Origin of the sequence: Kiloniella litopenaei, from assembly GCF_000982415.1 — a bacterium.
GTDB lineage: Bacteria > Pseudomonadota > Alphaproteobacteria > Kiloniellales > Kiloniellaceae > Kiloniella > Kiloniella litopenaei.
Map to the genome: position 1 here is coordinate 100032 of NZ_LANI01000003.1, position 24249 is coordinate 124280.

The 24249-nt window shown below is 45.8% G+C and carries 20 protein-coding genes and 1 tRNA gene; 8 read left to right on the forward strand and 13 right to left on the reverse strand.

All coding sequences use genetic code 11. The features are described 5' to 3' along the window. Positions 1 to 87: 87 nt before the first annotated feature. A complete protein-coding gene (locus tag WH95_RS04590; protein ID WP_245622938.1) occupies positions 88 to 627 on the reverse strand; it encodes a DUF924 family protein in 540 nt (179 codons plus the stop codon). Between the two features lie 103 nt (positions 628 to 730). Further along, complete coding sequence (locus WH95_RS04595) at positions 731 to 3718, reverse strand: phosphoenolpyruvate carboxylase (protein ID WP_046503649.1); 2988 nt, start codon at positions 3716 to 3718, stop codon at positions 731 to 733. Positions 3719 to 4120: 402 nt separating this feature from the next. Here WH95_RS04595 and WH95_RS04600 point away from each other — a divergent pair, with 402 nt between their 5' ends. The 4 genes from WH95_RS04600 to WH95_RS04615 all read left to right on the forward strand — a co-directional run bounded on the left by WH95_RS04600 (position 4121) and on the right by WH95_RS04615 (position 6257). After that, positions 4121 to 4390 carry a hypothetical protein gene (locus WH95_RS04600; protein ID WP_046503653.1) on the forward strand — a complete coding sequence of 90 codons (270 nt, stop codon included), beginning with the start codon at positions 4121 to 4123 and terminating at the stop codon, positions 4388 to 4390. Between the two features lie 134 nt (positions 4391 to 4524). Next, positions 4525 to 5199: a tetratricopeptide repeat protein gene (locus tag WH95_RS04605; RefSeq protein WP_052741802.1), complete on the forward strand. Its 675-nt coding sequence runs from the start codon at positions 4525 to 4527 to the stop codon at positions 5197 to 5199. Positions 5200 to 5257: 58 nt separating this feature from the next. Continuing rightward, the gene (locus tag WH95_RS04610; RefSeq protein WP_046503657.1) at positions 5258 to 5695 is read left to right on the forward strand and encodes a hypothetical protein; all 438 of its coding nucleotides are present in this window, start codon (positions 5258 to 5260) and stop codon (positions 5693 to 5695) included. Positions 5696 to 5774: 79 nt separating this feature from the next. Next, positions 5775 to 6257, forward strand: a complete 483-nt coding sequence (locus WH95_RS04615; protein WP_046503660.1) for a copper chaperone PCu(A)C — start codon at positions 5775 to 5777, stop codon at positions 6255 to 6257. An 81-nt stretch (positions 6258 to 6338) separates the two neighbouring features. On the opposite strand, the gene WH95_RS04620 is transcribed toward WH95_RS04615, so the two are convergent. Then, a complete protein-coding gene (locus WH95_RS04620) occupies positions 6339 to 7478 on the reverse strand; it encodes a DNA alkylation repair protein (protein WP_046503662.1) in 1140 nt (379 codons plus the stop codon). 191 nt (positions 7479 to 7669) lie between these two features. On the opposite strand from WH95_RS04620, the gene WH95_RS04625 reads away from it, so the two are divergent. Further along, the gene (locus WH95_RS04625; protein WP_157845891.1) at positions 7670 to 8323 is read left to right on the forward strand and encodes a hypothetical protein; all 654 of its coding nucleotides are present in this window, start codon (positions 7670 to 7672) and stop codon (positions 8321 to 8323) included. Positions 8324 to 8432: 109 nt separating this feature from the next. Here WH95_RS04625 and WH95_RS04630 read toward each other — a convergent pair whose 3' ends face one another. The 5 genes from WH95_RS04630 to WH95_RS04650 all read right to left on the reverse strand — a co-directional run bounded on the left by WH95_RS04630 (position 8433) and on the right by WH95_RS04650 (position 15218). After that, positions 8433 to 10544, reverse strand: a complete 2112-nt coding sequence (locus WH95_RS04630; RefSeq protein ID WP_046503668.1) for a TRAP transporter permease — start codon at positions 10542 to 10544, stop codon at positions 8433 to 8435. Between the two features lie 91 nt (positions 10545 to 10635). Beyond that, positions 10636 to 11661: a TAXI family TRAP transporter solute-binding subunit gene (locus WH95_RS04635; protein ID WP_046503672.1), complete on the reverse strand. Its 1026-nt coding sequence runs from the start codon at positions 11659 to 11661 to the stop codon at positions 10636 to 10638. A gap of 287 nt (positions 11662 to 11948) precedes the next feature. Beyond that, positions 11949 to 13748 carry a sensor histidine kinase gene (locus WH95_RS04640; RefSeq protein WP_218044440.1) on the reverse strand — a complete coding sequence of 600 codons (1800 nt, stop codon included), beginning with the start codon at positions 13746 to 13748 and terminating at the stop codon, positions 11949 to 11951. A 58-nt stretch (positions 13749 to 13806) separates the two neighbouring features. Then, positions 13807 to 14247: a YaiI/YqxD family protein gene (locus tag WH95_RS04645; RefSeq protein ID WP_046503674.1), complete on the reverse strand. Its 441-nt coding sequence runs from the start codon at positions 14245 to 14247 to the stop codon at positions 13807 to 13809. Positions 14248 to 14321: 74 nt separating this feature from the next. After that, complete coding sequence (locus tag WH95_RS04650) at positions 14322 to 15218, reverse strand: fused MFS/spermidine synthase (protein ID WP_162199378.1); 897 nt, start codon at positions 15216 to 15218, stop codon at positions 14322 to 14324. 218 nt (positions 15219 to 15436) lie between these two features. On the opposite strand from WH95_RS04650, the gene WH95_RS04655 reads away from it, so the two are divergent. After that, a complete protein-coding gene (locus WH95_RS04655; protein WP_046503677.1) occupies positions 15437 to 16162 on the forward strand; it encodes a GNAT family N-acetyltransferase in 726 nt (241 codons plus the stop codon). A 16-nt stretch (positions 16163 to 16178) separates the two neighbouring features. Here the strand turns inward: WH95_RS04655 and WH95_RS04660 are convergent, their stop codons facing one another. Together WH95_RS04660 and WH95_RS04665 are read right to left on the reverse strand one after the other, a co-directional pair. After that, positions 16179 to 16862 carry a nitroreductase family protein gene (locus WH95_RS04660; RefSeq protein WP_046503679.1) on the reverse strand — a complete coding sequence of 228 codons (684 nt, stop codon included), beginning with the start codon at positions 16860 to 16862 and terminating at the stop codon, positions 16179 to 16181. Positions 16863 to 17100: 238 nt separating this feature from the next. Next, positions 17101 to 17175, reverse strand: a tRNA-Gln gene (locus WH95_RS04665). Between the two features lie 269 nt (positions 17176 to 17444). Between WH95_RS04665 and WH95_RS04670 the strand changes: the two genes are divergently transcribed. Continuing rightward, positions 17445 to 18299: a peptidoglycan-binding domain-containing protein gene (locus WH95_RS04670; protein ID WP_046503682.1), complete on the forward strand. Its 855-nt coding sequence runs from the start codon at positions 17445 to 17447 to the stop codon at positions 18297 to 18299. Positions 18300 to 18364: 65 nt separating this feature from the next. Here WH95_RS04670 and WH95_RS04675 read toward each other — a convergent pair whose 3' ends face one another. The 3 genes from WH95_RS04675 to WH95_RS04685 form a co-directional block, all read right to left on the reverse strand. Beyond that, complete coding sequence (locus WH95_RS04675) at positions 18365 to 19234, reverse strand: 4-(cytidine 5'-diphospho)-2-C-methyl-D-erythritol kinase (protein ID WP_046503684.1); 870 nt, start codon at positions 19232 to 19234, stop codon at positions 18365 to 18367. An 18-nt stretch (positions 19235 to 19252) separates the two neighbouring features. Beyond that, entirely contained in the window at positions 19253 to 21016 is a 1764-nt protein-coding gene (locus WH95_RS04680; RefSeq protein ID WP_157845893.1) for a tetratricopeptide repeat protein, read from the reverse strand. Between the two features lie 205 nt (positions 21017 to 21221). Continuing rightward, entirely contained in the window at positions 21222 to 22874 is a 1653-nt protein-coding gene (locus WH95_RS04685) for an electron transfer flavoprotein-ubiquinone oxidoreductase (protein ID WP_046503687.1), read from the reverse strand. Positions 22875 to 23262: 388 nt separating this feature from the next. On the opposite strand from WH95_RS04685, the gene WH95_RS04690 reads away from it, so the two are divergent. Then, positions 23263 to 24141 (forward strand): uracil-DNA glycosylase, encoded by an 879-nt coding sequence (locus tag WH95_RS04690; RefSeq protein WP_052741806.1) that lies wholly within the window; start codon positions 23263 to 23265, stop codon positions 24139 to 24141. Positions 24142 to 24249 lie beyond the last annotated feature (108 nt).

Sequence of the window (24249 nt, forward strand, 5' to 3'; positions counted from 1 at the left end):
CAGGTTTCCAGTGTACAATCCCGATGTGTTTATTGTCTCGCTCCAGAGCAATATACACATCGGATTTATCTGCCTTAACAGACAGAACTAAAAAGAAGACCCGGGTTGTTTGAGAAATTCAATTTCCTCTGGCGTGCTTTCCCGACCCAGCACTTTATTGCGATGGGGAAAGCGGCCAAACCGACGGATAATAACCTCATGCTTTTTTGCATAACTGAGCCAGTCAGGGTTTTCGTCCATATCCTGATACAGCTCCAGAGATTTTTCCTGCATCGCTAGGTCTTCGCTGTGTTCAAAAGGTAAGAGGATAAAGTTTCGCTCTCGTTGCGGCAGCTCTTTATGCCACCCCTTATCAACAGCCTTCTGAGCAATCCCCAGCGCCTTTTTATCCGTCGCAAAGGTCTTGGGGTCATTTCGAAACAGATTGCGTGGAGCCTGATCCAGAAGGATACACAGAGCCAAACATCCCTTGGGTGTCTCAGCCCAATGGTCAAACTCACCTGCACTTGCCCGTTCATAGAGAGGGCCGAGTTTTTCCGCAACTTCGCGATCAAATGCCGGATCTTTAAAGAACCACTTCCGGTCCATACCGTCAGCCAGCCAAAAATCCAAAACATCATCAATCACGGTACACTCCCCCAACAAATCAACATTTTGCCACAAAATCCAGAACCTGTAATTCACTGCTCAAATAGAAAATTACAGGTTCTGAAACTTTTATACCAATGCTTTAGCCATGCGCACCAATACTATTTGAAATACCGACAGAGATCCGACGACAAAGATCATACAGTTCTTCAATCGGCTTAAAGATAGTGGCATGCTCATCAGAATAATCCCGCGTCTCATCATCGCTATAATCACTGGGCTCACCATACTCTTGCGCAGTAAAAATCGTCTTCCCTTCGTGCACAGGGAAAGTTGCCTTCAGCTCTTCTAATGCGGCCGGAATTTCCATGGCAATAATATCCTGGATCAAATCCTCTAGGGTTAAATCATCTCGGTTGGCAAAGGCCGGAATACGCATCGCCAAGAGGAAGATTTCCTGAATAAGACACAAGCGAACTACATGTAGAATGATCAAATTAATGCGCCGACGGGTATCAAAAGGGAAAACCTTCTCTTGCCCGTCAGCCGCCAGTGCATCCAACCCACGGTGAAGATGAATCGCATCCTGACGGAAAACCTGTAACATTCTGTTCATGCCGTCATACCGCTGCGTATCACCAACAAGGTTGGAAAGGCGAAGCTGATCACGGGCCCGTGCGGTATGCTTCACGGCATAGGCCTTGGCCAACCAATATCTGGGATTAAAAAGCGCGGCATAGGCTTCCGGTGTGTTCAGGCTACTCAGACCCTTGGCATAAGACACCATATCCATAAAGCGTCGAACACGATCTGATTCGCCGTGCAATTTCACAAAGGCATCCAGATCTCTCGATATCGCAGTACCGAAACCACCCGCCGTGTTGGCCAGATACCCCAATTGCTGGAGGATCGCATTATGCGGAATCGCCCTGATCTGTGACGGGTGCCCCCGATCAATCCCGTGATGTTTATCGTGCTGGCGCTTACTTTTTCTGGATCCTGTCTGGTACAACAGATTTGTGCTGAAAGAACCTAAAAGAGCCGCATAGTCTTTGTTTTCCAGCGTATTCTCATGGAAATCTTTCAGGGTTAAAAAGAAATCCAGTGAGTAGTCTGTGTTGGTATAAAACGCATCCTTGTCATCCACAGTCGGCTTGCCCAGCGCATGCTCCAAAAGACGGGTTACCGTGGTCAGCGCAAGCTTGGGTGTTCCGAAATAGAGATATCCGTCACCACCCTGAAAACTGACTTCCTGTTTCAGGGGAATATCATTCGCCGCAAACAAGGAACGTGTCATCGGAGAAGAGACATATTTAAGACGATCATTAAAACTTAGCGGATGCGCCCCGCGACCCATTGATTCGCCGTGGGTATCAAAGATAACAACTTCGACACCTTTGACGCTATAGTCCGCAAGCAACCGGGCCAATTTCATGTGCAGACGTTCAATAGCAAGCGATGCTGAAACCTGTCCCAAATAACGCCCGGCATCAGAGAAACCGGTCTGAATGCACAAACGCCCGCGCTTTTCGACATAGGCGCGGTAGTGTTCGTTCTCCAGCAGTTCAGCAATGACTTCACTTCCGCGTTCCAGTGCCGTTCCTGTCTCAAAGAGCGGAGAGATATCCAGTAAATCATCAACACCGAACAGCTTAGCGTAATAAAGCGCTGTCAAAATGGTAAAAGGCGTATCGCATTCGGCAATCAAAAAACGGATTGGACGCGAGGCATCAACATACTTGATCATCTGGGCGATCAGCATGAACATGCGTTTCGCGGTCGTATGTTCAGCAGATAATGAGCCAAAGTTTATACGAATGGGCTGAACTTCATCCAGCAAACCGGACAGCGCCCGGAAATTCCCTCTGCGGCGCCCGGGATCATCCGGCTCCCCTTCCATCCCGATATTCTTTCGGATGGCATTATGAAGCTGCGCAGAATTGAGTCTCACGTGCATGTGGGATGTCGCCAGACCATAGTTCGCAATTTCCGACCTCAGAATAATGAGCGAACGCTTCAGATCGGCTTTATCTGTTAAATTCAGTGCCCGGTTAATTGCTTCAATCAATTCCGCGGTATGCACCAGACGTGCGCCATCATCTGCAACGATAGAGCGGGATACTTCCTTTAGTGCCTCTTCCGACGTAGCGTTATCACCGAAAAATTCAGTTTCCTTTTCGGCCACATGCAAAGCAAGGGTCACCCGGCTCTTGATCAAGGCAAGGGTGGTTTCCAGCTCGTCTTTCTCGCCCTTGTGTGTCGCAATAATTTCGTTCAGTTTGGAAATATAGTACCCAAGCTGAACAACCTGAACCTTCATACGGGTATGAAGTGTATTTGCCCAAGTAATGTCTGTCCGGCCATCAAGATCATAGCCGACCCAGCTCGCCACAGACAGAACACGCGGAGAAAGTTCAGTCCACTTTTCCGGGTACAATTCTTCTGTCACAGCCAACGCAACATCGTATACGTCCCGCAAGGCTTGTTGTATCGAAGCAATTGCTTCCATGGCCTGACCGTGTTCAGCCAGCAGGTCAATTCCCTGATCCGGTTCATGAGAATTCTCAATGACTCGCTGATTAAGAGCCTCAATAGCCTTGGCATCGAGTGCCTGCCCATTCTGGTTTTCATTAGCAGTAAACTGAGCCAATGCCTGATAAAGCTCTTTTGACAACCCAAAGGTTGGATGCGCGGTGATAACAATTCCGAATGCTTCGCGCTCTAGCTTATTTTTAAAAGCGTCAAACGATAACTGGGTATTGGTATCCTCAAAAGCCAGCGCCTTGAAAAGCTCTGACAATCTGGATTTATTATCTGCGATGCTTTCGACACCAACATAATCAGAAACGCGCTTGGCCCTGTCGCCAAAGGCTTCGACGGACAAGTATTGCACCAGTTGAGAAAGAAGATCGACAGACAGATTTCCTGCCGCAAGTCGTTCAGAAAGGTCGTGAGCAAGTTCCAGAACCGGGTTTCCCAGGGGATGGCTGGTTGTCTGTTGTCGCATGGTAATCAGGCGGGATTCCAGTTCATCACGCAGTGCGCAAGCTTCCGCGAAACGCTTTTCACCTTTCACCTGTGAAAACAATGCGTCCAAAGCGAGCCCTTTAGGGGCTTTAGATTTTGCCATTAATTTTGACCTTCCCATTCACGACATTACTATGGGCATCGCAGACTCAAAAAGTCGTTCATGCCTTCGAATTCATGGTCATTATTTTATATTTAATTTCCCGATTTTTCGGGTCTGTCGTGCTGGGGCTTTTATATGACCAGTTTTGATTTCCAGTGCTTATAAGAGAAAGTTACAAAGCTGGCAAAGAGAATTCTTCGATCAAATCATAAGCAAATTAAATAAATCTAAGTTTTTTCAAATAATTAGATTGTTTTTTAACCTGAAAAAGAAAAAAATCTTCAAATCACAATCATCAATCCACAGCTGAATATGGTTAATTTCACCCTCGCCACAGAAAAGTCACTGGAATCACTAGAAAAAATCGTTGCATCAGCATTCATAAAGGAATAAAACTAAGGTATGAGCGATTTTTTTGAAAATGACGATGAACTCGTTTTGCAGCTAGGCGACCTTCTTCCTGATGATGCAGGAGAGGTTGTTTTGTTTGCGCGTGATGAGCCGCTCAAAATTGAAGCAGATACCCCCTTGATCGAAACGGGTGTCGTAGAAGATTCACATATTACAGCTTCAGGCACAGATGTTGGTGGACTGACATATAGTCAATTTGCAAATGGCATGACATTGTATCACGACAATGATCATATCCTGATTATTGCACCTGACGTTTAAAACACCCTATCCTAATCAATAAATTCAAAGCAGTTTAAGCATACCGGAATCTGATTTTTTCCTGTAAGCTTCCTTGCGATTACGCTCCGTGATTGTATCTGATCATTTTTAACCTCTTAACAGTCAGAGATCTAATGATACGCGTCTTTGCTTCCGCTTTCTTTCTATTTATCTCAACTCAATCTTTTGCCGAGACATCGCTCGGTCTTCAGGCTTACGAGAACGGTGATAAGCAAACCGCCCTATCCGAGTTTCAAGAATCGGCCCAAAGCGGGGATGCAACGGCACAGCTCTATATGGGGCACATATATCGCGAAGGCATAAATGGCAACTTAGACTACAGGCAATCAGCCTTTTGGTATTTGAAAGCAGCAAAACAAGGCCAAGTCGAAGCCCAGAGTTTTATCGGACTGTATTATACGGATGGGATCGGCGTTAATCAGGACTTTGATCTCGCCGTTTATTGGTTAGAAAAAGCTGCTAAGGCCGGGGATCCTGCAGCACAAAACAGTCTGGCAGCAATCTTTAAAAATGGTCTGGGCCGTCCTGTCGACTATGACACCGCGGCCTATTGGTATACCAAAGCTGCCATGCAAGGGCATCCCATTGCTCAACGGAATCTAGGGCGATTTTATGAAAAAGGGCGCGGTTCTCAGATTGATCTTATCAAGGCCTATGCTTGGTACAAAGTCTCATCCCTTCAAGGTAACACCTATGGCACCCAGTCTCTGCGACAAATAAGCGCAAAAATGTCTTCTATAGAGGTTCTAGAGGGTGAACAACTTGCCAAGACTCTCCCCAGAAGGTAAGGATCAATCTTGAAGATGCTCAACCCAATGAGCGAACTTTAAGGTACTTGAGCGCAGTATGCCCCGGCAGATTGGACAAACATCGAAACAAGACAAACAAAGCATTGCCATGCTTTCCGTCCTTGCGCTTTGCCTCAAGCTACTTCTGCCCATATTTGCAAGCTTCTTTATTTCCGTTCAGGCAACTGCTGCCACCCCTGACGATTCTGCGAATGACATTAATCCTACTCTACAGGAAGCTCTCAGCTTTATTTGCACACCAAACGGCTTAGACAAAAATCTGGATAATGGCTCAGGCTCAGGACCAACCACACAAATGGATCACTGTGACCATTGCTTGACCTGTGCTTTTTATTCACTTCAACGAAATACTGATAAACTGACATCAGCCTCATTGACACTAAGCCCGCTATCTTGGCAGGTCATAAAATCAAAACAGGCGAAGCTGCCTTTTGACGACCATCGTCATTCTTCAAGAGCGCCTCCTCGCGCCTAATCAAGAATTCCAAGAAAAATTTCACTTATATTTTCTCTACTCTCAAGCCATTCACGCTTGAAAATAACATGAGGTCATCATGAAAAAATTTCTCGTTACCCTAACAGCCCTTCTCGCTTTGACTTTCTCTGGCCTAGCCGTCGCAAAAGACTATAAAGCAGGCGATATTATGATTAAACAGCCATGGGCCCGCGCTACTCTTGGTCAAATGAAAAACGGTGCGTCATTCCTAACCCTTCACAATATGGGCGCAGAAGATGACAAACTGGTTGCAGCCACTGGATCTGCGGCCAAACGCATTGAACTGCATTCTCACACAATGGTCGATGGCGTTATGAAAATGCGCGAAGTAGAAGGTGGTATTCCTGTTGCAGCCCAATCAATGGTAGAACTAAAACCTGGCAGCTTTCACATCATGTTAATGGGTCTTGAAGCACCTTTAAAAGAAGGTGAAATGTTCCCACTTACACTTACTTTCGAAAAAGCAGGAAACGTCGACATTATGGTTCACATCGAAAAAGGTGGCGCCATGAAAAAGACAGATGATCATAGCAACCATTAAAAACACAAAACCACAGTCTGGTTAAATGATACAAAAGCCGAGCTTCGAACAAGCTCGGCTTTTACGAACCACAGTGTGTGTCTAGGCGCAAGCAACCTCCATAATCAATTCAAAATCCTTAATCCCAAACGACGTTCCATTGACAATAATTTCAACTCTATGAATTCCAGGATAGTACTTGCGCGTGGTTATAGGTTTGATGTTATGACGCTTGCGAATTGTATGTTCTTCGCCCACAGCTAAACTAAAGGTTTTCCACTTAAAGACTTTCGGCGATGTATCACCATTGGCCTTGCGATGATGAATAACAAAATCCAGAATTAACGCCTGATCAACCTTGCCGACAGAATTCATTGTTACTTCGAATTCCACCCCCTCACCGTAAGTTACAGACGGAGTCAGTATATTAAAATCAGTCAACTCAATTTGGGCGTCTTTATAGCCCAAAGCCTCTAAACACTTCTTGTGCCCTGATTTGATAAGCGTCCGACACGCATGCCGTATTAGCTTTTGTCGCTCCTTAGATGCCCCTTTCATCCACTTCTTTGCAATATCGGCAACCAGATCCGGATGATCCTTTGCAATATCATTAAGACTATTCGCTACAGAGCGCCGTACATACTCTTCTGGATCATCCCGCAGCTTTTCCAAAAGAGGAACCAGAGGTGCAGGATCGTTGATAAAATCAGGTAACTGCATTGACCAAGGTAAACGAGGCCGCGAACCTTCAGAAGCTAATCGACGCACATGGTAATTTTCATCATCGGCCCATTTCAGAACGGTTGCCATTGTCTCCTTTGGCGCAGACAGAAAAAAATGTCTAATCGCAAATTCCGAGCTTGATCGTTTGGTCATCTCCTTCAGCAATTCCATAGACATATGAAAATGATCTTTCCCGAAGAATGCCACATAGTCACACATCGGCATAACCAGCCAGCCTGACACCCCCTTATCAGATGTTCCCTGATCACTGATCGAAATATTCTCGTCCGGGTGCAAAATTGCCTGCAAGATTTCAGCAGCACGGCAAAAATCGTCTGGTAAAAATTTATACAATGCCTCTGTAATACGTTCTGATCGCTGCTTTAACTCTAATGTGCTCAGATCTTTAGTTGCATAGGCAATAAATCCATCTTGGTCAAAGTTATCCTGCCGAGCACTTATATGTTCAGCCATTTTAGAAATAGATTTATGATTAAAGACTTCTTTAAATGGCTCCATAACTATCCTGTCTAATGTGAGAATTTTATTTTCTTCTTTTCTTATAAAACACCGCTACTGACAGCATTGTGTCAGTAGGAACTAACCAGAAATAGCTCACAATAAATTGAGTATTCTTTGCTCGTCATTACAGATGGTTATTATAGGTTAATGGAATGACATAAACAGTCTTTGAACAGATGGATCAGATAATGTCTCGGACCCGCCCGCTATCCTCAATTATGTTTATAACCGCCCTTACCCTGTCAGGCACAGTCAGCCTGACGGCGACAGCAAACGAGGCCTTGAAGCACGTAGGTCACGTTATGACCCATTGGGCAGACACACCTGAAGAAAGAGGGTTATTACCAGTTGCCACAGCAGAAGCCGAAATAGCCAGAACGCATGCTGGCTTCGCAGCATCGGACCTGACTGACCTTGCCTCTATGCACCTCCATACACGTCACGTTTTACACGCCCTAGATCCTACAGAGGAATCAAAGGGTCCCGGACTTGGTTATGGCTTGATAAAAGCAGCTGAAGGTGTCGCAGCACATGCAGAGCTGGCTTCAGATTCAGAAGACGCAAGTGATATTATTCGCGTCTCAGGAATCATGGTTGCCTCCGTTGGACGGAACACAACGCGCCGCGGAGAAGAAGCAATCGAGCTTTCGAAAGAAATTCTAACTGGCAAAACCCCGGAATCTGTTGCTCCCCAGGTACAAAGACTCCAGAAGCTGACCGAAGCACTCTTTATCGGACAGGATCTGGATCAAGATGGACGGATTGTTTGGTATCACCACGAAGGCGGCCTCGCAATTGCCACAGAGCAAATGGATATAATCATGCACAGTACCAAACAGTAAAATATCCAAATCCAGCTAAGCACACGATACAAAAAAGGCCAGTATTGATACTGACATCAATACCGGCCTTTCACATCTTTGCATTATGTATAGCTTGCTTATATCCAGACTACACTTTAACAACACCGCCGCTTTTTTTATTCCACAAGAAAAAGAGAACAAAAACAGCCAAGACAGCAAGATGAATCTGCCACCCCAAAGGCCACAGTAATCCGGCACCAAGTGCAAACACCACAGCACGTTCCAGCCAGCTCAACTTCTCTTCCAGATATCCTTGCAACGCCCCGGTAAAGGCATAAAGACCAACCAGAGAGAAGCCAAAGATCGAGAGAACTTCGTGCCATTCGCCACCCAAGAATGGTGTATAAGCAAAAAGCAGCGGTACAATGTAGAGACCTTTGGCAACTTTCCAGGACTGCAATCCTGTTGCCATCGGTGGTGTTTTAGCAATTGCCGCGGCTGTAAAGGCCGTCAAACAAACCGGTGGGGTCACATTACTGTCCTGTGACAACCAGAAAATAATCATATGTGCTGATAACAGCGCATAGATTTGGGTATCTTGATCCAACACCATTTGACGCAACGTATCCGCCATATCCGGTGGCACCAATGCCAGAATTTCCTTTGCCGCCTCTGCAGACATTGGCAAGCCAATTTCGGCTAGCCTTTCAGGAGCCGCCAACATAAAGATTGCCTTGGCATCATCAGCCAAATTACCTGCCGCAATGGCCTCAACAAGCAGACCATCAGCAATAAGCGAATAAAGCGCCGGGGCCGAAAGTGTTCCCAACACAATATAAGACGCGGTAACAGGCAGCCCCATACCCAACACCAATGATGCAAGTCCAATAAGCACCATGGCGATGATCAGACTATCCCCCGCCCAGTTAGTAATCATCAGCGAAAAGGTATTCCCAATGCCCGCCGTGGCAATCACATTAACGATCAAACCAACAGCACACAGCAAGATCCCCGTCATGACCATGTTTCGCGCCCCTAGGGCCAAAGCATCAAGGATTGCACGCAGGCCCATCTTATTTGGTGTCAACCACGAGGCAACCACGACCCCAATGATCGAAAAACCAGCTGCATAGGTTGGGGTAAAGCCATAGATCAACAAGCCAATCAGAACAGTAATCGGGACCAGAAACGGCAATCCGCCCCTCTTGAGAACCTCGAACGCACTTTCCGTTTCGACTTCGACCACATGTACATTACTGCGTTTGGCTTCCATCCGTACAAAGAACGCAACCGTCGCAAAGTAAAGAATGGCTGGTAAGAAAGACACGGCAATAATGGTGGTGTAGGGGATCTGCGTGTAACTTGCCATAACAAAGGCGCCCGCCCCCATAATAGGTGGCATTAGCTGACCTCCCGTTGACGCAGCGGCTTCAACGCCACCTGCGAACCGGGCAGGAAAGCCCGCTTTTTTCATCAAAGGAATGGTAATCACACCAGTCGATGCTGTATTTGCCACAGCCGAACCTGAAATTGTCCCCGTCAGACCAGAGGCAAATACCGCCACCAGGCCAGGTCCCCCCACGGTGCGCCCAGCGACCACACGGGCCAGGTCAATAATGAATTCACCTGCGCCAGAACGCACTAGAAAAGCACCAAAGAGGATAAACATAAAGACAAAAGTAGAAGAGATACGCGCTATATTTCCAAACAATCCATCATCGCCATAAACACTTCTGAACAGAATAGTTTCCGTGCTTAGGCCTTTGAATTTGAACACGCCGTCAATCAGTGCGCCCCACCAACCAATGTAAGTGAGCGCCAACACAATCAGTATCGGAATTATCCATCCTGTCGTACGACGGGTAAATTCAATGGCGACAAGAATTGCTAAAGTCCCAAAGATCCATTCTGGCGTATCCAGTCGAACACCACGCTCATAGATTGTATCTTCCATAGAAATCATATAAAGCGCAGCGAACGCCCCCAAGATCCCCAAAGACAGATCAAAAACAAGAAGCCCCTTGCTCTTTCCCCTTCCAAACATGGGGTAAATCAAAGCCCCCATAAGAACAAAACCAGCAAAGTGCAGTGCATTTTGCCAAAGCCCCGGTATCACGGCAAAGACATTAAAATAGATGTGCATCAGGGAGATAAGGACGCCCAAACCGAAAACGACTTTTCCTATCCACCCGTCTTCACCGCGGACAATTGCTTCGTGCTCGCCCAACTCAACTTCTGGTGCGTTTGTTTCTTGTGACATGATTTCCCCGAAAGAAAAGCGTACTAAGTAAGACGGGCGCCCGACATGTCGAGCGCCCGATAAAACATTGAAATATTACAATTTCGACTGATTATTTCGCAATTAGGTTTGCGGGAATATCAATGCCAATTTCCTTGTAGTACTTAGCAGCACCAGGATGCAGAGGCACAGGCAAGCCGGCCAGCGCAGCATCTGTGCTCATTGCTTTTGTTGCTTTGTGAATAGCGTTAAGGAAAGGAAGATTCTCATAGATCGTTTTTGTGATCTGGTATACAGCATCTTCATCCACATCATCACGCACAGCAAGGAAGTTTGGCTGAGCAATGGTCGTCACATCTTTTGTCTGACCAGGATAGGTACCAGCCGCAATTGTGAAAGGTGTCCAAAGACCAAATCCGCCATCAGCCTGCTTTGCTTGTTCGGCCGTAAAGTTCAACAGAGTGATTTTATCACCCATAGCGGCCATCGCTTTGGTTACCGCGCCAGTCGGCGTACCTGATGGAGTTCCCATTCCCGCAACTTGACCATTTTGCAACGCATCAGCAGACGGACCATAACCCACATGAACCAAGCTGTAGTCAGCTTCAGCATCAATACCAAGGTTTTTCAAAAGAACCGTATTGGAACCAATCGTTCCAGAGTTCTTTTTACCCAGGGCCATGCTCTGCCCCTTCATATCAGCCAAATCAGAAACTGTTCCTGTTTTTGCATACTCAGACAACACCGTAAACTGTTCCACATTCTGCCATAGCATTGATACGGAACGCATCTTTGTTTGTGGGCCATCTTTTTCGACAGGACCTTTACCGTTCCACGCGTAATAACCATACAGTCCTTGAAGAATAGCGAATTGAGCCTCATCTTCGCGCAGTAGCTTTACGTTTTCGCCGGAACCAGCAGAGTTAATAGCAGAGAGACCAATTTTTTGTTTTGGCTGCAGCTTAACTTTCACCAGAGTAGAAATCGCAACACCAACCGGATAATACGTCCCGCCAGTACTTGCAGTTGCCAAAAGATAATCACGAGCTTCAGCAGCCTGAGCCACTGCACCAGCCGAAAGAGCACTGCAAATTGTCGCAGCAGCAGCAACACCTTTGATTGCTTTCATCATTTTCATAAGAGCCTCCCTAAGACATTTATTATTTTCGTACATATTACGTGTTTGAGTGTATCAGGCTCTACGTTACTCATTTCCCCGAAACAAAACCAGCATCCTTTTTAGGGGTTTTCAAAACAAGTAGCGTAGAAAGAAAACTTATAGCGACATATTTGGCAAAAAACATGCCATTCAGCGACAGCACCAACACACTGAAAACAAACAATATTAAAAGATCACAACAAAGTTTAAAGCGAGTTTTCGCCGATATCCAAATCCATGATCGGCAACTTTCCGCGCATGTTCATCTAAACATCGCGATTCAATACAGCTTCGAATTCAATAACAAATCGGGCACCTGATTTCGCCGCGTTTTCAACACGAATATTCCCACCAAAGTCTTTGATGATTCCATAGCTGATTGATAATCCCAAACCGACACCTTCACCAACTTCTTTAGTCGTGAAAAAGGGGTCAAATATCTGATCTAAATTTTGGGGATTAATACCCGGACCACTATCTTCAACAATAACAATCGCGCAATGATCAATCTGACGAAGACAAACAAAGATCTTCTTTTCACTTTGTTTGTCCATCGCATCCACGGCATTACGAAGCAAGTTAACAAAAACCTGTTCTAACCGAATCAGATCGCCCTTCACAAAAACAGGGGTACCTAAATCCTGAAAATCGAGTTTGATCTCGTCCGGTTTCCAAACCGTTTCCATCAGGTTTATCGCATTTTGCAGAGCTGCTCTCAAATCAACAGCCTCATACTCAACAGAGGCTTTTTGCGCAAAGCTGTTTAACTCACCAGTGATATTACTCATGCGCTCGGTCAGTGACGATATTTCGGTCAAAGACTCTTTCACACTTTCTTTTTTTCCCTTAGCTAAAAGCAAGCGCGCACTGGCAACAAAAGTTCGGATCGCTGCCATTGGCTGATTTATCTCATGCGCTATCGCGGTCGACATCTGCCCCAATGCAGCAAGTTTCCCCGTTTGGACCAAGTCTTCCTGCGTCTTCAATAACTGCGTTTCCGTACGCTTTCGTTCATCAATTTCCAGCTGCAGCTTTTTGTTAATAGCCTGGAACCTGCCAGCCTGACGTGCCCGTTGGGCTGAACGTAACTTTTGTCGACGCTCGCGTAGGAAGAGCCCACCAAGAACAAACAATATCAACAAGACAGCACCAATAACCCAAGCCGTCTGTTGTTTTTCTTCGACAAGCTTAAGCGGGATTAAAAAGTGCATAACCCATCCTGGTTTTACAGAATCCCTCGTCAAAGAAAGATATTTCGTCCCATCAATTTCAAAAACGCTTCGCCCAAACAGATTGTGAAACCGGAGATTAAGCGGCAAAAGATCCGCACCACCAAACTGGCGATCACTTCTTATCCGTGTCATAGCCTGATCGCGAATGGGCAGAATAGTTCGATATCGCCATTCATCCCGGCTGGATAGAAAGATAACCCCGTTATTATCAGTCACAAAAACATGTTCACCACCGTTGTGCCACTGCTTTTGCAGCGGTCTCATATCGACCTTGGCAACGATTACACCCTTAACTCCGGACTTGTCTTGAACGGCATGAGACATGAAATAACCAGGCACACCCGTTGTTGCGCCCACTGCAAAAAAACCTGCCTCTCGCCCTTCGATTGCATCCTTATAATAGGGGCGAAAAGCATAGTTATGTCCAACAAAGGATCGTTCTTCCATCCAGTTAGACGCAGCAAGTGTTGTGCCTTCACTATTCAAAACATAGAGAACATCAGACTCAGCTTTTTGGTTTGTCGCACTTAAAACACGATTAACTGAGGTAACAACACCTTCTCGTCCATCCTCTACACTCAGTAAGTTTTTAATTCCTTCATCTCGGGAAAGAACGAAAGGGAGGTAGCGGTGCTTTTCCAAGGCAGACCGCAATGTTCCCTGGTATAAAGATAACCTTTCCTGACCGACCAACGATAAATCCCGCGCCGTCAAAATTCCAACCCAGTACCCGGCCCCATAGACAGCAGCGACGCCAATGCTCAACCCACTTAACCAAAGCAATAATATTTTCCAGGAAATACCAGGTGTCAAAATTCTAGGGATCATCGACATGATGTTTCGGCATGATGTTTTTAGGAAATAATGTACAATCGATACGTCACTGCCATAGTTATTGCTTTTTATGGATAAGCTGATCCAAAGAAGACAAAAACCGAGATCTATCCTGTTTCGTAAATGCAGGCGAGTAGCTTTTCACCTCACCGCTCTCTCGTAAATTGGTCATTAAGTCTCTGACTGCCAGCGTCATCCCCATTGCATCTTCGGTAAAAATTTTACCTTTGGGGTCCAAAACCTTTGCTCCTTCGGCAACACATCTAGATGCCAAAGGGATATCGGCAGTTATGGCAATATCCCCCTGTTTAATATTTTCAGCAATCCAGATATCGGCGGCATCTGGTTCTTCCGGTACGACCACAGATGTGACCAAAGGGTGTCGACCGTATCTGAGCCAGGTATTGCTTACCATGTGCACTTTCAGATTATGGCGTTCAGCAACCTTGACGACCTCATCCTTTACCGGACAAGCATCACCATCTACATAAATTTCCATCTAGAACTTCCATTAATAAGTGTCACCTCAACGTCCACGGGGCAAAGATGAGCAGCCCTCATCAAGCCGCTAAATTATTTTCCTTTGCCAAACCCAAGCTCGTTCTTCCACCAGTTTGGTAATGCAAAAGCAGCTTTGTGAACCGCCGCATTATAGTGCTTTCCATCATGTTCAGTATAAGGATCAGAATAATTAAAACCATCCTTGCTATACAGGAAAAACCCAAACTCTGCCCCGGGATACATAGGCACAATAGAACGATAGACATCTAAATGCGGGAAAAACCGACCGCTGCGCATAATCTCTAAAAGACTATGATCTTCTTCACTGGAAGCTTCCTGTAAAAACCTGATCCGGTCTTTACCAATAAAGATACTGTCAGAATCAATACAGACCCCGTCATCTTTCAGAATAGCGACCAGATTATCCAAAAATTCTTCGGTAAATAAGCTGGCAGAGGGACCAACGGGTTCAGTTATATCCATAAAGATAAGATCAAACTGTTCTTTTCTATCCAATGCTTCAATGACATAACGCGCAGCGTCGTCACAAATCAATTCAACGCGCGGATCATTATAATCACCATTGATAGCAAGGTATTCGTTACTAAGCTCAATAACGCGACGATCAATTTCTGCCATAACAACCTTTTCAATGTTGTTATGAACCAACAGCTCTCTCAAAAGACCACCGTCCCCGCCACCAACGATCAACGCACGCAAGTTCTTTCGCTTTCGACCAAGCACAGGAACATGAACTGCCATTTCATGATAAATAAATTCATCGGCTTCTGATGCCTGTATCAGATCGTCCAAGACAAGAATACGCCCAAAATCCTTGTGATCATAAATTTCAATCTTTTGAAACTGGCTCTGTTCACTGTGCAGAAGTTCCATTTTCATTGCATGTGTAAAGCCTATTGCGCCGGGGTCTTCGTGCCACCAGGTACTGAAATCAATTTTATCTGCCAATGATCTTGTCCTATTCATAAAAAAATATTCATTCGTGTATAGTAAAGCACGCTGCGCCGAACAATCCCAGACAATCATAGAGCCACAAAAACCTGGAAGAGAATGCCAGAGGCTAAACCTTTTAAAATCGGCCCCATCAATATCAACAAAATGGCTCTACGAACTGGACCCGTTTTGTGACTAACTGTGCACACACTCACCACACGGATAGAATAAATATGTGTACAAACTCTCTTGGGCAGCCAATTGGTCCAATCGTCACCAATTGGACAGAGCCAAGCCACCCCACAGCACTCGAACTGGATGGGCAGTATTGCAAACTTGAAAAATTAAACCCACACTGCCATGCTCAGGATCTCTTTAACGCCAACTCAGAAAGCAAAGAAGGGGAGATCTGGACATACCTTCCCTATGGGCCTTTTGCCAAATTCGAAAGCTACCAAAGATGGGTAGAAGAGATGGCCGCAAAAACAGATCCACTTTTTTATGCCGTGATTGATAAGAAAACTCAAAAAGCTCTTGGTGTCGCAAGTTACCTTCGAATAACCCCCGTTGCGGGTTCTATAGAGGTCGGACACATAAACTTTTCGCCGGCATTACAGAAAACAATAATTGCCAGCGAAGCTATGTACCTGATGATGCGTTATATTTTTGTCGAACTCGGCTATCGGCGGTATGAATGGAAGTGCAACGCACTAAACGAAGGCTCAAAAGAGGCTGCAAAACGTCTCGGCTTTTCCTATGAAGGCACCTTCAGGCAAGCGGGCATCGTTAAGGGGCGAAACAGAGACACGGCCTGGTTTTCAATCCTTGATACAGAATGGCCTGTCATGGAACAGGCATTTTCCCGTTGGCTTGCCCCAGACAACTTCACAGGTGACGGTAACCAGATTACCAGCCTATCCGATATCAGGAATAAGATAAAACAAGAACAGGCCGCGTAAACGATCAGCGGACAAACTATTCAAACCAGGTAGAGATAACATCCAGATCTTTTTTGTTTAAAGCCTCTTGAGGGACAGATGCAGAATCAGAGGGATGCCCCGTGACAATAATCATAACCGGCTTTTCATGCTTGGGTCGTCCCAATAAATCTCTCAAGAACCCCATAGGACTTGGCGTGTGTGTCAAAGTTGCCAACCCAGCGTTGTGCAGTGCTGTAATCAAAAACCCACACGCCAGTCCAACGGATTCCTGTATGTAGTAATGTTTGATTTTCTCGCCAGTATTGAGATCAATGTCATAGTTTTGCTGAAAAACGACGATCAGATACGGGGCAATTTCCAAAAACGGTTTTTGGGGATCGGTCCCTAAGGGAAGAAGGTCTTTTAGCCATGCCTCTCCGGCTTTACCCGCATAAAACTCTTCCTCTTCAATCTCAGCCGCCTGTCTAATTTTCGTTTTGACATCAGGGTTACTTACAACGGCAAAATGCCATGGCTGTTTGTTTGCCCCCGAAGGCGCCAGTCCAGCCGTACGTATCGCATTTTCAATGATTGATCGATCAACGGGCGCCGAAGAAAAATCGCGAATTGTTCGGCGCCTCTGCATTAAGCTGTAAAAATCACGCGAACGTTGTTGTCGTTCATCCTCTGTATAATCGGGTAAACCTTCGAAGGGAACGACTCGAAATTCTGCAGACATGGCGAACTATCCCTGTTTTTTTTTAAGCCAAGCCCCCAAAAGCAGCTTTAGGCATCACTATCTGGAATACTGGCTTTGAATTATTTATTAAAATATTTTTTCGAAAAGACTAACACAGTTAGGAAAAATAAACAGACTCTTGGTGATAGACTCTTCGCGAATGAGCGAAAAGACCGCCATGACCGCTTCCAAGAATTTAAAAAGAAAAAACCCCATAACAATGTCATGGGGTTCTCTTTGGCTGGGACGGCAGGATTCGAACCTGCGAATGCCGCTACCAAAAAGCGGTGCCTTACCACTTGGCGACGTCCCATCAGATGTGGGAGAGAAAATAGCGTTACTTCCGAGGAAGTCAATGGCTTAAAAGTAATTTTTATCACATTTTTTTAATTATTTTTTTTAGCATTCTTCAAGGATATTTACCTCTTTTAAACCAGAATGCTTTACCCCTTACCCAGATATTGATTATCCTTGTATAAATAATGAGTGGTAATCAAACAAAACACGCCATTTAAAGGCACCCACCTAGAGCAATTCTTGCTCTAAAACACCGAATATATAAAACACAGGGAACTGGAATTGATGAGCGACGACAAGCTTAAGTCTGAAGACGAAAAGCCAACCAGCCGCAAATCCCGCCAGCCGACGACGCGAAAAACTGCCGCAAAGAAGTCTTCTGCCAAGGCGAAACCTGAAGAAAAAAGCACTTCAACCACAACAAAAAAGGCCGCAGCAAAAAAAGCTGCACCGAAAAAAGTGGTCAGTAAAGCAAGCGCAGCTCCGACATCATCATCTGATGAAAAGCTTGCGAAAGATAAAAGCACTGGGGAAAGCAAAAAAACAGGGCCAGTTGCCAAGACCGTCACGGCAAAGACAAAAAAGGTTTTGGACAAAAGTAAATCTGAGCCTGTAGGCGATGATACGAAAAAAGCGCCCCAAGGGAAGAAAGCAGACAAGGAGGCTAAAACAGCGAAGCCCGAAAATCGTCTGAATGAGAGCAAAGAGAAAACCAAATCCCCGGCAGCCCCCCCCAAAGACGCCATTTCACGTCCCAAAAAGGGGTATTCACTATCTAAAATGATAACGGTCGCTGCTGTACTTTTCTTAGGCGTACTCGCCGTATTTCTTGTGGGCAAGGATTCCCTTCTGACAAAAAGCGAGAATGAACCTCAGCAATCTGCGACGCAGGCAACGGATGAACCTAATCCAAATGCCAGCTCTCCTTACGGAATGCGTGTTGAACAGTTGAAAGAAATCGAGGGATTGCTCGCAAGTTTGAATTTTGACCCCGGCCGGATTGACGGCGACATTGATCACGAAGCCGTCGCAGCGATCAGCTTGTTTCAAGAAATTTCGGGACTACAAGTCGATGGTAAACCGACACCTGACCTACTGGCAGAGCTCAAAGCTGTCGATGAAATGCTGAGTAATAACTAGACTTACCCTAACAAGATATGGCGATGCTCAACAATAAAGAGCATCGCTTTTTATACACCTGTTTTCTAATACAGGGTTACGGGTTGAACCCACCATTCTTTACGGGCATTTGCGATCTCGCCCGACGCCTTTTTCGCTGCATCGAATGTTTCATAAAGACCGAAACAAGTCGCTCCACTACCCGACATCCCCGCAAAAAGGCACCCTGTGTTGGCCCTTAATGCATTGATACAATCAAGAATAACAGGCGCTAACCGTGAAGCTGGTTTAGTCAAATCATTACCACTGGCATTCAAGTAACTTAACAAATCGGACATACTCAATTCGCGTCGGCGTTCCGATATGACTTGTGAAAACCCACCCTTTAGCTCTTTAAATATCTCAGGGGTCGATACGGGATATCCTGGATTTATGAGCACGCCATATAGATCTGGCAAGCCGGGGCCGGACTCCACGACTTCCCCGACGCCTTCCATCCAGGAACAAGCACTTTCCAGACAAACAGGAACGTCCGCCCCAACTTCCAAAGCCAAATCACGCAAGCCAGATATATTCTGGGGGACTTCATGCCAGAGCCGCATCAATCCTCTCAGGGCTGCCGCAGCGTCTGATGACCCGCCCCCAATACCTGATGCGACTGGCAAATTTTTCTCTAATGTAATAGTTGCGCCCTGATCGGTTCCTAAAAATTTTTGCAATTTTCGACCGGTTTTGATGACAAGATTATCTTCCTGATTATCGTTCTTGCTCAAGAACGCACCAAAAGGACCTGTGACCTTAAGGGAAAAATCCGAAGAAGGTTCCAGAAAAACCCGATCCCCGACGCTCGCAAATACCACCAAGCTTTTAAGAAGATGATAACCGTCATCCCGTCGCCCCGTTACCTGCAAAGATAAATTTATCTTTGCAGGGGCGAATTCGATAATCTGTCCCATCGAACCAGATCTATCCCGTCAACTGCCAGAATTATCAGCGACAATGCCTTTATCGATCTTGGACCGAATCAGCTCAACCTGTTCTTCTTCTGGCTCAAAGCTAAGCGCACGTCGCCATTGGAACCTGGCCTCATGTTTACGCCCAACCTGCCAATAGGCATCCCCAAGATGATCATTAATTACCGGGTCCTCTGCCTTCAGTTCGATCGCTTTTTCCAGATACTTAACGGCCTCATCAAACTTTCCAAGGCGATAGTATACCCAACCCAGACTGTCCACGACATAGCCATCATCAGGGCGAAGTTCGACCGCCTTAATCAACATTTTCTCGGCTTGTTCCAGGTTCTTTTTTAACTCAACCCAAGAATAGGCAAGATAATTCAACACATGCGGTTGGTCGGGTGACAATTCCAAAGCTTTCAAGAAATCAGCTTCTGCTTTGGGCCATTTTTTCTGGCGTTCAAAAGCAATTCCACGATAATAAAACAAGGCCCAGTAACGGCTGTTATTTTCATCAATCCGCTTAATCGCTTCATCATAGGCATCGGCTGCTTCGGCAAAACGTTCAGCACCGCGGAACATATCACCCTTTCGCAAATGGGTTTCAAAACGTTCAGGCCGCAACTCTTCCAGTTGCGCCAAGGTTTCAAGCATTTCTTTTTCATGCCCCAGAGCATCTAATTCATCCGCAATTCTCAGACCAATCGTCCAGGCATAGGGTGAATCCAGCGGGATGGTTTTATAAAGCTCAATCGCCGCGCGGCTACGCCCTTGTGTTTGCATAATTTCGCCCACAAGGATTTTAGCTTCTTCATAATCAGGCCGTAGTTTCAATGCCTGGTTGGCATAAATCAATCCGGTATCATAGGCTTTTTCCTGCGCATGCAAGCTGGCAAATCCAAAAAGGATTTCGGCGAAGGCATCCCCCGGCTTAGAAATGATCCGCGGTAAATTTTCATCTGAATCCAGACGAGATAACGCATGATTAGCAATCGCATTTTCCGGATCTTGTTCCAGATACGTTGTAATCAATCCCCGGGCAGCTTCTTTATCACCTTGTCTGCTTAAAAAATCAGCAACAATATTTACTTGCCGAAGCGTTGGCTGTTCTGAAGTTTCTAGCAAGGATAAATAGTCCTTACGGGCAGCATCAGGACGCCCCCCCAAATCTTTCAGCAGAGCAACCTGTATCCCATAGAGAGATTGAAATCCTTCTTTTTTGGAAAGCGGTTCAAGGTTCTCCAGAGCCTTATCCAGATCATTTTGCGCAAGATCAGTCCAAGCCGTGAACATCGGCTCCAGAATTGTATTAACGCCGACATCTGGAGTTGCGTCGATTCTTTCCCTGACTTCATCCCAATCTTCACGCTCTACAGCATCAATCACCAGAACGAGATGTGCGATAGATTGTTGCGGAGAAATATCGAGTAGCCGTTTTGCCAACTCTAGTGCTTCGTCGTTTCGCCCTGTACTTGCCGTCAGCAAAAAAGAACGCGCAAGAAGCCGAGGATCATCTGGCGAGGCCTCTAATGCATGAAGCATAAGTTCCGTTGCAATCTCATAATCACGATTATGGCCTGCGACAATCCCGGCAAGATAAGACCCCGAGGGAGAGTTACTGGCCCGGACAAAAGGCGTTTCCATTCCAAGATCAGCAGAGCTTTGCTTACTTTCGGAATCACTTTGAGCCGCTGTACAAGCGCCGAGAATGAGCGCCGTTCCCGCAGAGAAAATAAAGCGTTGTAAATATTGTTTTACGAACATAGAGCCATGGCGAGGCAAATCATCCTCCTCTTCGCCAGACAAGAAATGACAGCAGTCTACCCCCCTAAATGCTCAACGCCAAGTATCTGCTGCACAATATAAAGTGACTGGATAAAAAAACTGACCGCCTTATCTATAAAAGCGGTCAGTTTTGCGTGGGTTTAAAAAATGTTTACCGAGAGGAATCCGGCACATTTTTACTATCTACATACTCAGCAAGTGCCTACATATTTGGATAGTTCGGCCCACCGGCACCTTCTGGTGTTACCCAATTAATATTTTGGGTCGGATCTTTGATGTCACAGGTTTTACAATGCACACAGTTTTGCGCATTGATCTGTAACTGCGGGTTATTACCATCATCATCCCGAACAATTTCATAGACACCAGCCGGACAGAATCTTTGCTCTGGAGCATCATAAATTGCCAAATTATGCGAAATTGGCACTGAAGCATCTTTCAGCGTCAGATGCACAGGCTGATCTTCTTCGTGGTTTGTTCCTGAAATAAAGACCGACGAAAGCCGATCAAATGAAAGTTTTCCATCTGGCTTCGGATAGTCAATTTTGGGCATATCAGCCGCAGGCTTCAGACATTCGTGATCATAGTGTTTATGGCTGAATGTCCATGGTAGCTTGCCACCAAAAACCTTGAGATCAACACCGGAATAAAGCATCGATCCCCATAGGCCAAACTTGCTAAAGGCAGGTCGGAAGTTACGGGATGCATATAGCTCTTCATATACCCAAGACTTCTTGTATGCGTCCGGGTAAGCAGAAAGTACAGGCGGCGTTTCCTCACCAGCAGTCACGGCGTCAAACGCAGCTTCCGCAGCAAGCATGCCTGTCTTCATGGCATTATGACTTCCCTTGATCTTGGCAACATTCAGGAAACCAGCAGAACAACCGATCAAGGCCCCGCCGGGGAAAGCAAGATCCGGCACCGATTGCAAGCCACCTTCATTCAAAGCACGTGCGCCATATGAAATTCGTTTTCCACCCTCAAGCATCTCGGCAATAGCTGGGTGCATTTTGAAACGCTGAAACTCACCAAACGGGAACAAATGCGGGTTTTCGTAATCCAAACCGACCACATAACCGACATAGGCTTGTCCATTTTCAAGGTGATAGATGAACGAGCCACCCCAAGTATCGCTTTTCATAGGCCATCCGGCGGTATGAACAACTGTTCCGGGCTTGTGCTTCGCCGGATCCAGTTCCCAGAGCTCCTTCATGCCAATACCGTAGGTCTGCGGATCACAGTTTTCTCTTAGATTAAACTTTTCCATCAAACCTTTGCTAAGGGAACCACGGCACCCTTCGGCAAAGAAGGTGTATTTGCCGTGAAGTTCCATACCCGGCATATACGAATCTTTTTGCTCACCATCTTTACTGATGCCCATATCACCAGTCGCAACGCCTTTTACACGGCCGTCTTCATGATAGACAACTTCTGCGGCAGCAAAGCCAGGATAAATTTCAACCCCCAGCTCCTCGGCGCGCTCACCAAGCCAGCGACATAGATTGCCCAAAGAAATAACATAGTTACCATCATTGTGCATTTGGCTCGGAAGCAAAGCGACAGGGAGGTTCACAGATCCCTTTTTACTAAGAAGCATAAACTTTTCGTCAGAAACAGGCGCATTAAGCGGCGCACCTTTTTCTTTCCAATCCGGAATCAGTTCATCTAGTGCCCTGGGTTCAAAAACAGCACCCGAGAAAATATGCGCCCCAACTTCTGAGCCCTTTTCCAAAACACAGACTGAAACTTCTTTTCCCTGTTCAGCAGACAATTGACGCAATTTAATTGCGGCAGACAAACCAGCAGGTCCTGCCCCAACAATAACAACGTCGTATTCCATAAATTCGCGTTCCATAGCCCTCTCTCCAATTCGAGCCGTGAGCTTTGCAGCTTATCCCGCCGCTTCCCCTCAAATTACAACGAGCCACATGATTCAACAAAAATCCACAAATGGCCACATTTTTTTTATTATCTTTGCGACGAACATCACTCGCACACAGTTTTCAGGATCAATTTATAGATATTTTCGCGCTGCAGCAATTTAACAATAACGACACAGAACAATCAAAAACCACGAAAAGGATTTGCAAAAATCCCTAGACCCACGCCAAAGCACATAACAGCCCCCTATAATGCTATGAAGAATTCGCAAACAAATAAAAAAGAAAAGTGCCCTATTTTGCAAACATCAATGGATCAATACTGAACTTTGCTTTACATAAAAATTAGTTTGCACAAGATGTATGCTGGGCACCAAGCAAAAACCGGGACATTTAACAGAGACCATGACCGCTGAAGACTGGACGCGTGACGAATTATTAGCTGCTTTGACATGGCAATTGGATGCCGGGGTTGATGAAGCTATTGGCGATATCGCAATTGACAGCTATCAACTCAGCCAGAAACAAAGTCAAGTTGCCCAGAAAGCGTCGACACCGCCCCAAACTGTAAAACCCGGCGCCAAGGCGGCGGCTCCAACGCCTCCGAAAGTCGCAGCAGCAAAACGCGTACTGCAGTCTTTTCAAAAAACCTTGGGTGAAGCGCAAAATCTGGCGGGCAACGCAAAAAGTATCTCTGAATTAGCAACAGCACTTGCATCCTTTGATGGTTGTGCACTCAAGAAAACAGCTATCAACACTGTTTTTGACCCTGCCCCATCCCAAGCCGATTTAATGATTGTTATGGGTGCCCCCCGGGCAGATGAAGATCGGGAAGGGAAAACTGTCGCCGGATCAAATCGCAAACTGCTCGAAAACATGCTTACGGCTATTCACCTCAAAATAGAGGAAGTCTATCTTAGCTCTTGTGTTTTTTGGCGCCCCCCCGGGGACAAAAAACCGACAGTTAATGATCTGGCCTGTTGCAAACCTTTTATCGACCGCCAAATAGAGCTTATATCGCCCAAAGTACTTGTCCTTATGGGGGAAAGCACGCTGAGAGGCCTAGTAGATCCAGACGCCAGCCTGTTACGACAGAGAGGAAAATGGATGGAATATACGCCACCAAACGGCGAATCTATTCCAACGATCGCGACCTTTGCACCGCATATGCTTTTGAACACACCCAGACAAAAAGCCCTCGCATGGCAAGATTTGCGGGCCATAAAAACAAAATTATCCTAACCCATTCTATAAAATAACAAATTAAGTCACTTTTCTTCATCATTTAGAAAGAAGAACAGGTTAGTTAAAATTATAGACAAATTTTTGACGCATTTGAGGACTATTGCC